The following is a 14,240-nucleotide window of genomic DNA, read 5'->3' as shown; positions in this document are numbered from 1 at the left end:
ACCTTCTTTATAATTATGATAAAAACAATATATTTAGTTATTTAGTGTCTGGAAGCGTGGGTCTAAAATATCTGTACCTTGGCGCAATTCTAAATCATCAAGAAGTATACGAACTTCATCTGTACTTTTAGCACTCATTAATTTTTCACGAAGTTCATGAGCATTCCTTAGACCGCGAACATATATTTTGAAGAAGCGTCTTAATGCTACAAATTTTCGAGATTCAAAACGAGCATAAAAGTCATCAAAAAGGTCAAGCTGTGTTCTTAATAGGTTAAAAGTTTCTGCTAAAGTGTGTTGCTTTGGTGTGATTTCAAAACAAAATGGATTAGCAAACACTCCACGACCAATCATGATACCATCAACGCCGGGATGTTGTTTTGCTAATTTAAGCCCCTCAACAGCAGTGGCAATGTCACCGTTAATTTGAATTAGTGTTTTCGGTGCAATTGAATCACGCATTTTTAGAATTTCATCAATCAATTCATAATGAGCGGGGACTTTGCTCATTTCTTGGCGAGTTCTAAAGTGAATTGTTAACACACGAACATCTTGTTCTAATAAAAATGGAATCCATTCTTTAAATTCGTTGACATCACTGAACCCCAATCTAGTTTTGACACTGACTGGTAAGCCACTTGTTTTTGCTGAAGTAATTATCTCTTTTGCTTTATCAAAATGGCGGATTAAATCACTACCACCACCGTTTTTAACAACAGTTCCATCAGGACAACCCATATTTAAGTCAATTGCTTTGTATCCCAATTTAACAACCTCTTGAACGGCTTTTTCAAAATCTTCCCCTTTGTCCCCCCAAAGTTGCGCAACTGGGATTTGATTTTCTGATGGATCAATATATAAGCGACCTTGAACAGAAAATTTTGCCTGTGGATGTGTTACAGAGCGTGCATGAGTGAACTCTGTGTAGAAAACATCAGGTGGGCAAGCCTGGGACACGACACGACGAAAAACGGTGTCTGTAACAGCCTCCATTGGTGCTAGACTTACAAATGGACGCTTTTCACCATTTTCATCTTTGGAGTCCGCAATTATTTTATTCCAAAAATCATTTTCTTTATTTGACAATTAGATATACACTCCTCTTAATTCGATTGCAAAAAATACAATTTAGTAAATAATCGTTTACTAATTATGAGTATTTTTTTTCAACTTTGCAAGCTATTTGGCTGAATAATCAATTAAGCGATTTTAGCAGAACTTCTTTCAGATATTCAAATCTATGAATATTACATCAAAATTATTAACTATTAGCAATCAGTTTTAAAGTTAGAAGTGATAAGAGGAGGATAGTTGAAATGAGTTGAAAGAAGGCTTTTACCGAACTTTATAAGTGTTAGGTGTAATATAGTTCATTTTAGGCCAGGAAACATTTAATACATTAAAATGCGAACTGAACAATTTTTTTGATAACTTTATTAACTTTTAGACTGCATAAACTGTCTAAAATCATATTTTTTTGAAATTTTCACTTTTAATATTCGGTTTTTAATGATAACATGGACTAGTACTTTTAAGAGAGGATACGAATTATATGCGAAAACGTTCAGCTATTCTATTGTTATTACCAGCTTTTGTTGGTGTACTAATCTTTACCTTTTATCCTTTGATTCAAATTATTATACCTACATTGAATCAAAGCAGTGATTATGGCAAGTTATACTTAGAATTTTTAAAGAGCAGTTATAATCAAACTGTAATTTTTCGAACTTTGGCAATAGCATTATTTACGACTTTGGTTGTACTCGTTTTAGGGCTACCGTTAGCAATATGGATTGCACGACAAGATGAAAAGGTGCGTAAATTATTGTCTGTGATTATATTGTTTCCAATGTTAACAAATGCAGTTATTCGAAATTTTGCATGGATCATTATTTTGGGAAAGAACGGAGTCTTTAACGATTTACTACTTAAGCTACATTTAATTAGCGCACCCATAACAATTTTGTATACAAATGCAGCAATCGTTATTGGTTCAGCTTATCTCTTTTTACCAATTATGGTTACTTCGTTAGTTGGATCAATAACAGAATTAAATATAGAAACTGAAGAGGCTGCTGCCGTATTAGGTGCCGGTGCTATGACTAATCTTTTTAAGGTGATTATTCCTCAACTAACAACCGGAATCTTGACAGGATGTATTCTTGTTTTTGCGGGAACGATGACCGCCTACACAACACCTCAACTGCTTGGAGGGAACCGGCATTTGGTAATGGCAACGCTGATTTATCAACAAGCAATGACCCTAGGTGATTGGACAAATGCAAGTGTAGTTGCAATTATCTTAATAATTTTATCAGTTGTGATTATGTTTGCAATTAACAAATTAATGAAAAAATTAGATAGGAGGAAAGTTAATGCTTGATCGTAAGAATAAACCCTTGTTGATTTTTGGGTTAGTGGTCATGTTCATCATTTTGGTGCCTCTTGTCTTAGTAGTAATAACATCTTTTGGCAATCAACCGACAATTTCATTACCAATCAAGGGTTTCACATTTGAATGGTATAAGAACATTTTACAGCAACCGGATTTCGTTGACGGATTCAAAATGAGTTTATTCGTTGCATTGATAGCAAGCTTTTCTGCTCTTCTTATTGGTATTCCAGCGGTATATGCATTAACTCGTTATAACTTACAGCATGCTGAATGGTTCCAATCATTTTTTTTGAGTCCTACTCTTATTCCAGAAATTGTTGTTGGCTTTGCTTTATATCAAACGGCTGTGATTAGTTTTAAGTTGCCACTTTTAATTAGTTTGTTAGTAGGACATTTTTTATTGTGTTTACCATATGTTATTAGACTCGTAAGTGCTAGTATGCTAATTTTAGATCCACATATAGAAGAAGCCGCTTGGGTCAGTGGATGTACAAAAGGACAGGCATTTTTCTTGGTTGTTTTGCCAAATATAAAGGCAAGTGTTATTGCTGCATTTATGATGTGCTTCATAAACTCATTCAACAATATCCCAATTTCTTTATTCTTAAATGGACCAGCACTAAATATGCTGCCAACAGCAATTTTGAATTATCTTCAAAATAATTATGACCCAACAGTCTCTGCAATTTCAGTTGTCTTAATGATTTTTACAGCTGTAATGATGTGGGTAGTAGAGAAATTTTTAGGAGTCAATAAATTAGTAAAATAGGAGAGAAGATTGTGGCTAAACTAGAAGTTAAAAATTTATCGATGTCATATGATGGTAAAAATAAAATTTTGGAAGATTTATCATTAAGCATTCAGGATGGAGAGCTTGTTTCTATCCTTGGCCCAAGTGGGTGTGGCAAGACAACAACTTTACGAATTATTGCAGGGCTCCTAAAACAAACCGATGGTGAAATTATTGTTGGTGAAAAAAATATTAGCAATTTACCGGTTCATAAACGCGAATTTGGGATGGTTTTTCAAAGTTATGCGCTTTTTCCTCATCTGAGTGTTTTTAATAATGTAGCATTTGGTTTGAAAATGCGTAAATTAGATAAAAAACAAATACAGGAAAAAGTTGAAAATGTCTTGTCAGTGACGGGACTTAGTGATTTAGCAAAACGTTTTCCAGCTGAATTATCGGGTGGACAACAACAACGTGTTTCCTTAGCAAGGGCCTTGGTTATTAATCCGCAAGTTCTTTTACTAGATGAACCACTAAGTAACTTGGATGCAAAATTAAGAGTTGAGATGCGTGAAGAAATAAGGAGATTGCAACAGGAATTGAAAATGACAGCAATCTTTGTAACACATGATCAGGAAGAATGTTTTGCAATTTCTGATAAGGTCGCAGTAATGAATAGAGGCAGAGTTGAGCAATTTGATACGCCTCAAGCAATTTATCAAGAACCTAAGACGTTATTTGTTGCAAAGTTTATTGGTTTTGAAAATTTCATTAAGGTCGTTGGTTACGATGGTGAAGCATATCTTACCGAAAGTAACATCAAACTTGCAGCACAAGCTAAGGAAAATACAAGATATCTTACAATTCGACCAAGACAGATAAAAATCATTGAAACCGCTAATGATAGCGAAAATGTTGTGAAGGGACGAATTATTAATCGAACCTATTTGGGAAATTCATATCGGTATACTGTAAAAACTTCTCTGGGAGTTTTGAAGGTTGATGATTTCGAACATGACGTGCTTTCAAGAGATGAAGATGTAATTTTGGAATTGGCAGTAAAAAATTTGTTACCATTAGAAAATTAGAAACTTAAAGGAGAAAATAAAATGAGAAAAAGTAGAAAATTAAAAATATTAGCAGCAGGTTTGATTTTTGCGGGAGCTTTGGCAATTGGCAATGTGAAAGCCGATGCTAAACAAATTACAGTGTCAACGTTTGGATTATCAACAAAGCAAATGACAAGTGATATTTTGAATCCCTTCACAAAGGTAACTGGTATCAAAACCAAGACACAATTTGGTGATAGTGCCCAACGTTTTACACAAATTGAACATAACACAAATAGTGGGGTTGATGTTATTGAACTTTCACAAAATAATGCATTATCCGGGAAAAAGAAAAATCTATTTACAAAATTAAATACAGGAAAATTGAAAAACTTCAAGTATTTATCAAGTTCAGAACAAAAATTAGCCAAAGAAACTAACAGTGTTCCTTATACTGTTAATAGTGTTGGAATTATTTATAACCCAAAGAAAGTTAAAATTACTTCTTGGAATCAACTTTGGAGCAAAAAGCTAAGAAATAAGATTGCAATTCCTGATATGACAACTACATTTGGTCCAGCAATGCTTTATATTGCTGGTGATTATGCTAAGACAAGTGTCACAAAAGATGGAGGAAATGCTGCCTTTAAAGCAATTAAGTCATTGAAACCAAATGTAGTAAAGACATATACACAGTCATCAGATTTAACAAATATGTTTAAAACAGGCGAAATAGATGTTGCTGTTGTTGGTGATTATGCTGTTCAAATGGTTAAGAGCTCAAATACAGGACTTAAATATTTTGTACCAAAATCAGGAACGTATGCTAATTATGATACTGTTTCGATCGTAAAAGGTTCAAAGAATACCACAGCAGCATATAAGTACATTGACTACAGAATAAGCAAAGCAGCACAAAAGAAAGTTGCAGGGTTGAATTCACTTAACAATGCACCTGTAAACACTAAAGTTAAATTGACAAAGAAAGAATCTGAATATAAGACCTATGGTGCAATTGCCAAGCGTGCTAAGACAATCGACTTTAGTTACGTAAATTCACATTTAGCTAAATGGATTACTAAGTGGAATAGCATAATGAATGATTAGTTTGATTAACTTTAGAAAGGAAAATTTTAATGACGAAGGTTGACTTATTAGTAGAAAATGCATCAGTGTATAATAGCTATCTTCGACATTTCCAAAAACGTAATGTTAGTATTTTAAACGGAAAGTTTTATTGGATTGGCCAAGATTTGTCAGGAATTGAAGCAAAAAGAGTTATTAATTTAGATGGGAAATATTTAGTTCCGGGGTTAGTGGATTCACATATGCACATTGAAAGTTCAATGACCACACCAACAGAATTTGGGAAAGCAGTTGCAAAATTTGGGACTACTACTGTCATTGCTGATGCACATGAAATAGCTAATGTTGCTGGAATTAAAGGGCTTAAAGAATATATGGATCTACCTTCTCTTATTGATGTCTTTTATGCGATTCCATCATCTGTTCCGTCAACTAATCCACAATTAGAAACCACTGGTGGAATTATTGCGGAAAAAGAAGTTGAAGAGCTATTAGATGATAGCAAGATTATCTGTTTGGGCGAGGCAATGAACTTTAAAGGTTTAACATCAGAACCTGACTCATTGATCAGAAAGTTAATTGCAATTTGTCGAAAGAAACGGCCAACAATGCCAATTGAAGGTCATAGTCCAAAATATTTGGGTGAAGATTTGGCAAAATTTATTTATAGTGGAGTAACTTCTGACCATACTCAGCAGACGGTTGAATCACTACTTGAAAAAGTTAGCAATGGAATGTTTATTCAAATCCAGCGTAAGTCGATGAGTAGGGATATTATTCAGGCAATCATTGCTAATAACTTATTTGAACATGTTGCTTTAGTTACTGACGATGTGATGGCAGACGATTTGCGATATGGGCATCTCAATGAACTTGTAAAAATGGCTATTAATTTTGGAATGTCTCCAGCGGATGCAGTTTATATTTCTTCATATACGCCAGCAAGAAGAATGGGACTTTGGGATAGAGGTGCAATTGCACCGGGAAGAGTTGCAGATTTTATTGTATTAGACACACTGGATGATTTTACCATTAATGCAGTTTATAAATCTGGAGTGGCTATTAAAGATTTTGAAAGTGAATCAAAGATAAAAAATGTATTTAGTAATGAGTTGTCTAACTCAGTGCAAGCAAATAAATTAGGAATTACTGATTTAGAAATAGTAACTGACGTGAAAAATGGAACGATAACGGCAAACGTTATTAGAATTAGTGAAGTTGGGACTTTTACTAGTAAAGAAAAAATTCCTATGGAAGTAAAAAACTATCAGGTTCAATGGCAAAATGCTGGAGTTGCTTTACTTGTGATACAAGAAAGATATGGTAATAGTGGTGAATTGACTTTTGGGTTTGTCAAAAATGCGATTACTCATGCGGGGGCAATTGCTGCAACGTGGGCACATGATCATCACAACCTTATGGTAATGGGAACTAAATTAAAGGATATGGTTGTTGCACAAAATAAAATTATCGATGAACAAGGTGGTTTTGTTGTAGCTCGTAATGAAGAAATTGTTGCAAATGTCCCACTCCCAATTGGTGGGGTTGTTAGTGAAGAGCCAATTGAGATACTTGGTGCTACTCTTGCAACGGTTAGAAATGAAATGCGAATATTGGGATATAAAAATACCAATGAGATTATGTCATTTTCAACACTTTCATTGCTTGTATCACCTGCATTAAAGATGTCTGATAAAGGATTGTTTGATGTTAAAACTCAAACACGAGTTCCATTGTTTGAAAAAAAATAAATACTCTATAACGTTATTAATAGGCAATAAAAAAGCTCCCTCCAAAATTTTGTGGGGTGGGCTTTTTATATTTTTTATAGGAGTTGAATGAAATGGCAAAAAAACCCATAATAATTGATACGGATCCAGGAATCGATGATGCGGTGGCATTAACATTGGCTCTTTTTTCGGAGCAATATGATGTCAAACTTATTAGTACACTGGCAGGCAATGTATCACTTGAAAATACATTTAAAAATGCTCTCAAACTAACTACTTTTCTGAAAAAGCAAATTAAAATTGTAAAAGGAGCAAGTCGTCCAATTTTGAATGAACCAATTAGTGCGAGTGAAATTCATGGTGAAACCGGACTTGATGGATTTAATTTTCCAATGATTAACTATGATTTGGCAATTGATGGACTGGCAACAACTAGAATTCATGAAACAATTAGAGAAAGTCGTCAACCAGTCACGTTGGTGGGAATTGGTCCTTTAACTGATTATGCAATGTTTATTCGTCAATATCCTGAAGACATTAGTAAGATTGAGAGATTTGTTTTGATGGGCGGGGCAATTGGCCGAGGCAATTATGGTGTTTTGTCTGAATTTAATTTTGCAGCTGATCCGGAAGCGGCAAAAATTGTTTTTGAAAGTGGTGTCGATATTTATTTAGCGCCATTAGAGGTTGGTCAAAAAGCAAAAGTGACACCAGATTTAAGTAATAAAATCAAAGATTTAGGAATGGTTGGCGAGATGTTATATTCATTGTTTTCTCACTACCGTGGTGGAAGTTTAAAAACTGGTTTACGAATCTATGACGCTTTAGCAATTGCTATTTTAGAAAAGCCTGAATTGTTTACTTTTGATAAAACTTATATTGAGATAGAGACGAGTGGCAAATTTACAGCAGGGGCTTCACTTATGGATTTTAAAAACTATTTAGGGAAAAAGCCAAATGCTAAAGTGGCTATAGATATTGATGTTGCAATGTTTTCAGAGTGGTTGCTTAGCAAGTTGCAGATGATTAATGAGAGCTTGCGTTAAAAACTTAATATTGGAGTGTGGGATTGGGTCAAAAGCTAACTTCTGACCCAGTCTTTTTTATTGCTAAATGTAATTTAATAGTGAAAAATATTATAATTTGCAGATGATTGATAGGAAATAACATTCCTAAAAGTTATCAAATGCTTTTCTTTATCAAAAGACTATACTTTTGATAAAATAAATATTGACATTTATAAAGACTGGGACTATACTCGATTTGTTCCTAGGAATTGAAAGCGTTTAACTTAAATTAAAGGAGATGGTCAAAGTTGCCGGATAAGCGAAAAATGCCAGAAAATTTTTTCTGGGGAAATTCAGTTTCTAGCATGCAAACTGAAGGAGCTTGGGACATTGATGGTAAAGGAAATTCAGTCTATGATATTCGCGAAGCTACACCAGATTCAAGTGATTGGAAAGTTGCGATTGATGAGTACCATAGATATGAAGAAGATTTAGATTTAATGAAAGAAATGAATCTAAATATGTATCGTATTCAAATTTCATGGTCACGATGTAATCCAACTGGTGATGGTGCATTTAATGAGGAAGGTTTTGCTTATTATGAAAATTTGATTGATGCTATGATAGCTCGTGGCATTACTCCGATGATTTGTTTATATCACTTCGATATGCCATTGAATTTATCAAAAAAAGAAAACGGTTTCGTATCTAGAAAGGTAGTTTCTGATTTCTTCCGATTTGCAAAAGAAGTAATTGATAGATTTGCAGGGAAAGTTAAATATTGGATAACATTCAATGAACATAATCTTTATTTTCAAGAGGAAGCATTTAGAATCTCGGGATATTTAAAAGGTGAAAAAACTCTTTCTGAGATGTATCAGATTTTGCACCATACAATGTTAGCGCATGCAAAAGTTGACGAGTATATTCATGCGAATTATCCAGAACTTTTACTTGGTGGAATGTTAGCATATGAAGAAGTTTATCCTGCAACTTCAAAACCTAAGGATGTTTTAGCAGCTCGGAAAATCCAAGAATTTATGAATAACAATTTATATGATGCATTTGCATTTGGTCACTACTCAAATGAAGTGATGCACTTTATCGCTACTGAAAAAATTGATAGCGATTTCCAAAAAAATGATATGGCAATTATTTCGAAGATGCATGCAGACTTTTTAGCTTTTAGTTACTATCGAAGTGATGTAGTGAATGCTGATAAGATACCTAATAATGTCTCGCCAAATGAATATCTTAAATTTGGTGGGGAGATGAATCGATTTTTAGATGCGAATGAATGGAACTGGACGATTGATCCATTGGGATTTAGAGATGTAATAACAAAGATATATAATCGTTATCATTTACCAGTTTTTCCAATTGAAAATGGAATTGGATTACGTGAGCATTGGGATGGTATCCATCAGATAGAAGATGATACTCGTATTAAGTACCATGAAAAGCATATTAAAGCTCTAAAAGATGCAATGTTTATTGATGGAGCGAAGGTTCTTGGGTATTTGGCTTGGGGATTAATTGATATTCCTAGCTCGCATGGTGATATGGAAAAAAGATATGGGGCTGTTTATGTTAATAGAACAAATCACGATTTAAAAGATTTACAAAGAGTTCCAAAAAAGTCGTTTTATTGGTTTAAGTCAATTCTTGAAAAAAATGGAGATGAATTATAATGGCAAAAAGCAATAACTTTGGGGATTTTATAAACAAAAAAGTTCTTCCTCCAATAATGAAATTTGTTAATACAAAACCGATAACCGCCTTAAAGGATGGAATGGTTTATGCACTACCATTTATCATAATTGGATCAATTTTCTTAATTTTATCGAATATTCCGATCCCAGCAGTTGCGAGTGCCTTAAAGGCTTCGGGATGGTCAGCCTTTTTCTCACAGGCATATACAACATCATTTGGATTTATTTCAATTTGGGCAGCGGTCGGCATCGCCTATGTATATGTAAGAAATGAAGGCTATGAAGCATTACCAGCTGGGTTAACATCACTGTCTTCATTTTTATTATTGCAATTCCTCCAAGTTGATAATCCTCTAGTAGGTGCAATGGGGAAATCAGGTACTGGAATTACAGACGTAGCAGGAAATGTTGTTTACTCTGGTGCAAAGTTAAGTCAGCAAATTGATAAATTACCTCATGTGGTTCAGACATATTTAACCTCCCCAGTAACTGGTGTTATTAATAATACTTGGTTAGGTGGACAAGGAATGATTGCAGCGATTATCATTGGTATTCTTGTTGGTTGGTCATATTCAGCGATGATGAGAGCGGGTTGGAAAATCACACTTCCAGAACAGGTTCCAGCAAATGTTGCAAATCAATTTACCGCAATGATTCCAGCGGGTGTCATTTTGACAGTTTCAATGTTAATCTATGCATTCTTTAAGGGTGTAATGAGTACGGATCTTTTACAACTAATCTACAAGTTATTACAAGCACCATTGCAGGGCTTGTCAGATTCACTTGGTGGAGCTTTAATAATTGCTTTCTTAGTTCCTTTCTTCTGGTTCTTTGGTGTACATGGTGGATTAATTATGGGTGCTATTACAAGTGGGCTTTTGATTCCAAATACATTTGATAATGCTAACTTGTATCAACATAATCAACTTTCATTAGCTAACGGTGCTCACATTGTTACCAACGAGTTTTATAATAACTTTATTAATCTGACAGGTTCAGGAATTACAATTGGGCTTGTAATTTTTACACTTTATGCTGCAAAGTCTGTGCAGTTGAAGTCAATTGGTAAAATTGAATTTATTCCGGCTTTGTTTAATATTAATGAACCGTTTTTGTTTGGTTTGCCACTTGTTATGAATCCATTTTTGGCAATTCCATTTTTCTTAACACCAGTTATTGTTGCTTTGACAACATATTTGGTGATTTACTTTGGAATTGTACCACCATTAAATGGTGTTGCAGCACCTTGGACGACACCACCAATTATTTCTGGATTCTTAATTGGCGGTTGGAAAATGGCAATTTGGCAAGCAATCGTACTCGTAATGTCAACAGGGATTTACTTCCCATTTGCTAAGAAATACGATAACTATTTGTTGGCACAAGAACAAGAAAAAGCAGCAAAAGGTAAATAAAAAATAAAAGGTGGATGATTAGAAATGGCAGAAAAAATAATTATGCTTGCATGCTCAGCAGGAATGTCAACATCTTTACTGGTTTCAAAGATGCAGGCAGCTGCGAAAGAAAAAGGGAAAGATTACGAAATTTTTGCAAAGTCAACTGCAGATATTGATCAAGAATTTAAAACAAATACACCAGATGTACTTCTACTTGGGCCACAAGTTGCTTATATGAAAGACACGGTCCAAAAAAAGGCAGATAGTGCTGGAGTTCCAATGGATGTCATTAACATGGCAGATTATGGAATGATGAATGGTGAAAATGTCCTAAAATTTGCTGAAGAATTAATGTCGAGGTAAGGAAAATGAATTCTGAAAATATGGAAGTAATTATGGGACTCATTATGGAAGGCGGCAACGCTAAAGGCTTTGCGGTACAAGCAATCAATGCGGCTAAGCAAGGTGACTTTGAAGGTGCCAAAGACTTTTTGGCAAAGTCTAATGAATCTTTAAGTAAAGCACATAATGTTCAGACAGATATGTTAACAAAAGAAGCGCAAGGAGAACATACTGAAATTAATTTATATATGGTTCATGCGCAAGATCATTTGATGACTGCAATTACTTTTAAAGATTTAGCACAAGAAATTGTTGAGTTGTATGAAAGACTGGGTAAAGAAAACAAGTAGTCGCAAGTGGGAATGAAAACACATTTTAAGGTGACTTTCATTCCTTTTTGTAATTAGAGAAATGGAGAGATTTTGATGAGTATTTTGAAGAAAGATTTTTTGTGGGGTGGAGCAGTTGCTGCCCATCAATTTGAAGGTGGTTGGAAAGATGGCGGCAAAGGAATTTCGGTTGCGGATATTATGACAGCGGGTTCAGCTACCGCAAATCGTAATATTACTGATGGAGTTGTCGAAGGGAAAAATTATCCCAACCATGAGGCAATTGATTTCTATCATAATTATAAAGAAGATATTAAACTTTTTGCAGAAATGGGTTTTAAGTGTTTTAGAACTTCAATTGCTTGGACACGTATTTTTCCAAATGGTGATGAGAAGGTTCCAAACGAAGAAGGCTTAAAATTTTATGATGAGCTATTTGATGAATGTTTAAAATATAACATCGAACCGATTGTGACACTTTCACATTTTGAATTGCCATATTATTTAATAAAAAAATATGGTGGATGGCGTAATCGTAAGATGATTGATTTCTTTGTTAATTTTGCAGATGTTTGCTTTAAGCGTTTTGAAAACAAAGTAAAATATTGGATGACATTTAATGAAATCAATAATCAAACAGGGTATAATAATGAATTTTGTCTGTTTACGAACTCAGGTATTAAAGTTCAAAAAGGCGAGAATGCTGAAAAAGAAATGTATCAAGCAGCACATTATGAACTTGTCGCAAGTGCAATTGCGGTACAACATGCACACAAAATTAATAAAGATTTGCAAATTGGCTGCATGATTGCAATGGTACCCTTATATCCGTTAGATTCTAAGCCTACAAATATTATGATGGCGCAAAAGGCAATGCAAAAAAGATATTGGTTTGCAAATGTACACGTTGATGGTGAATATCCAACGTTTATGAAAGCATTTTTTGCCAAAAAGGGATATGTACCTGATATAACTACAGCAGATTTAATGAATTTAAAGAATGGGACAGTTGATTATCTCGGATTTAGTTATTATATGTCAAAGACTGTTAAGGCAACTACGGATAATCCAGACTATGAATATGATGATTTAACAAATGATGTACAAAATCCATTTTTAAAAGCTTCCGAGTGGGGATGGTCAGTTGATCCGGAAGGTTTAAGATACGGAATGAACTGGTTTAATGATCGTTTTCATTTACCACAATTTATTGTTGAAAATGGATTTGGGTCCCGCGATGTTGTCGAAGATGGTAAAATTCATGATGATTATAGAATTGATTACCTAAGACAGCACATTGTTGAGATGAAAAAAGCTGTTGAAGAAGATGGAATCGATTTACTCGGGTATACTCCTTGGTCAGCAATTGATATTGTTTCTGCGGGGACTGGACAAATGGAGAAACGCTATGGATTTATCTATGTAGATAAAGATGATGAAGGAAAAGGAACTTTAAAAAGACTCCGCAAAGATTCATTTTATTGGTATAAAAAAGTAATCGAGTCAAATGGACAAGAGTTGAACTAATTGATTTTAGACTTTGCTTTTTTGAAGTTATTAACATATCATTGTTCTAAGACAAAAACTGGATTAACAAGAATTAATGCAGATTTTAATTTAGATTGAACAGGAATGGCTTAAACGAATGATGGCAAAATCAAAATATTTAGTAATTGCGGATGAAATAAAAAAAAGAATATTAGAAGGGGTTTATCCAGCGCGTGAACTGATGCCAGATCAAAATTCATTAGCAAAAGAATTCCAGGTGAGTCGAATGACGGTAAAAAAGTCATTGGATAGGCTTGCAAGTTCTGGACTAATATACAAGCAATCAGGTTTGGGAACATTTGTATTGGGAAATATCCCAATTAAGGCAGCTGGAGATACACCTGCAAATGCTTTTAATGGACTAACAGAACAACATGGGGCCGAAAAAATTGAAAGCAAGGTTATTAGTTTTGAGGTGAAATTTCCTTCTGTTGATATTCAAAAGCGATTAGATGTGGCAAAAGATAGTCCTGTTTATGAAATTATTCGACTTCGTATTGTTGAAGGCGATCCATTGATTTTAGAGCATACTTTTATGCCAGTTAATTTGGTTCCAGGGTTAAATGAAGAAATTTTGAAGTCGTCAATTTATGAATATTTACATCATGAGCTTAAATTAAAATTTGGCGGTGCATACCGTAAGATTCGTGCGTGTCTTCCAGACGAATATGATAAAAAATATTTGAATGCATCTGAACACGATCCTATGTTGGAATTTGAAGAAATTGTTTGGTTGAATAATGGAAAAAATATTGAATATTCAACAAGTCGCAATCGGTTTGACAAGCGAAGCTATACGGTTCTAGATGTGAATGATTTTTGAGAGGATTGCTAGCCGATTAATTTGGCATAAATGAAAAATTATTTTCAATAGGAAAATATAGTTTAAATCAACAGAGGAATTGGACAAGCCAG

Annotated in this window: 13 protein-coding genes; 12 read left to right on the top strand and 1 reads right to left on the bottom strand. The window is 34.2% G+C overall.

All coding sequences use genetic code 11. The annotated features are described in order from the left end of the window. Window positions 1-33: 33 nt before the first annotated feature. Window positions 34-1,086 (bottom strand): tRNA dihydrouridine synthase, encoded by a 1,053-nt coding sequence (locus tag FC80_RS01730; protein WP_057828429.1) that lies wholly within the window; start codon window positions 1,084-1,086, stop codon window positions 34-36. A gap of 466 nt (window positions 1,087-1,552) precedes the next feature. Between FC80_RS01730 and FC80_RS01725 the strand changes: the two genes are divergently transcribed. From FC80_RS01725 to FC80_RS01670, 12 genes are all read left to right on the top strand, one after another. Beyond that, the gene (locus FC80_RS01725) at window positions 1,553-2,383 is read left to right on the top strand and encodes an ABC transporter permease (protein WP_057828428.1); all 831 of its coding nucleotides are present in this window, start codon (window positions 1,553-1,555) and stop codon (window positions 2,381-2,383) included. Further along, window positions 2,376-3,164 carry an ABC transporter permease gene (locus FC80_RS01720; RefSeq protein ID WP_057828427.1) on the top strand — a complete coding sequence of 263 codons (789 nt, stop codon included), beginning with the start codon at window positions 2,376-2,378 and terminating at the stop codon, window positions 3,162-3,164. Before FC80_RS01725 ends, FC80_RS01720 begins: the two co-directional genes overlap by 8 nt. An 11-nt stretch (window positions 3,165-3,175) precedes the next feature. After that, complete coding sequence (locus FC80_RS01715) at window positions 3,176-4,213, top strand: ABC transporter ATP-binding protein (RefSeq protein WP_057828426.1); 1,038 nt, start codon at window positions 3,176-3,178, stop codon at window positions 4,211-4,213. Between the two features lie 21 nt (window positions 4,214-4,234). Then, window positions 4,235-5,281 carry an ABC transporter substrate-binding protein gene (locus tag FC80_RS01710; protein WP_057828425.1) on the top strand — a complete coding sequence of 349 codons (1,047 nt, stop codon included), beginning with the start codon at window positions 4,235-4,237 and terminating at the stop codon, window positions 5,279-5,281. Between the two features lie 29 nt (window positions 5,282-5,310). Beyond that, window positions 5,311-7,011: an adenine deaminase C-terminal domain-containing protein gene (locus FC80_RS01705; protein ID WP_057828424.1), complete on the top strand. Its 1,701-nt coding sequence runs from the start codon at window positions 5,311-5,313 to the stop codon at window positions 7,009-7,011. A gap of 92 nt (window positions 7,012-7,103) precedes the next feature. Further along, window positions 7,104-8,036: a nucleoside hydrolase gene (locus FC80_RS01700; RefSeq protein WP_057828423.1), complete on the top strand. Its 933-nt coding sequence runs from the start codon at window positions 7,104-7,106 to the stop codon at window positions 8,034-8,036. A 269-nt stretch (window positions 8,037-8,305) separates the two neighbouring features. Further along, window positions 8,306-9,688, top strand: coding sequence for a glycoside hydrolase family 1 protein (locus FC80_RS01695; protein ID WP_057828422.1), 1,383 nt, complete (start codon window positions 8,306-8,308; stop codon window positions 9,686-9,688). Continuing rightward, window positions 9,688-11,124 carry a PTS sugar transporter subunit IIC gene (locus FC80_RS01690; protein ID WP_057828421.1) on the top strand — a complete coding sequence of 479 codons (1,437 nt, stop codon included), beginning with the start codon at window positions 9,688-9,690 and terminating at the stop codon, window positions 11,122-11,124. Before FC80_RS01695 ends, FC80_RS01690 begins: the two co-directional genes overlap by 1 nt. A 24-nt stretch (window positions 11,125-11,148) precedes the next feature. Further along, window positions 11,149-11,469 (top strand): PTS sugar transporter subunit IIB, encoded by a 321-nt coding sequence (locus tag FC80_RS01685; protein ID WP_057828420.1) that lies wholly within the window; start codon window positions 11,149-11,151, stop codon window positions 11,467-11,469. 5 nt (window positions 11,470-11,474) lie between these two features. Further along, window positions 11,475-11,798 (top strand): PTS lactose/cellobiose transporter subunit IIA, encoded by a 324-nt coding sequence (locus FC80_RS01680; protein ID WP_057828419.1) that lies wholly within the window; start codon window positions 11,475-11,477, stop codon window positions 11,796-11,798. 75 nt (window positions 11,799-11,873) lie between these two features. Beyond that, the gene (locus FC80_RS01675) at window positions 11,874-13,304 is read left to right on the top strand and encodes a 6-phospho-beta-glucosidase (protein ID WP_057828418.1); all 1,431 of its coding nucleotides are present in this window, start codon (window positions 11,874-11,876) and stop codon (window positions 13,302-13,304) included. 121 nt (window positions 13,305-13,425) lie between these two features. Next, window positions 13,426-14,148 carry a GntR family transcriptional regulator gene (locus tag FC80_RS01670; protein WP_057828692.1) on the top strand — a complete coding sequence of 241 codons (723 nt, stop codon included), beginning with the start codon at window positions 13,426-13,428 and terminating at the stop codon, window positions 14,146-14,148. The last annotated feature ends 92 nt before the right edge of the window (window positions 14,149-14,240 follow it).

The organism is Liquorilactobacillus cacaonum DSM 21116 (assembly GCF_001436735.1).
Taxonomy (GTDB): domain Bacteria; phylum Bacillota; class Bacilli; order Lactobacillales; family Lactobacillaceae; genus Liquorilactobacillus; species Liquorilactobacillus cacaonum.
Note: the sequence above shows the minus strand (reverse complement) of the source record. Positions and strands in the feature narration are given on the sequence as shown.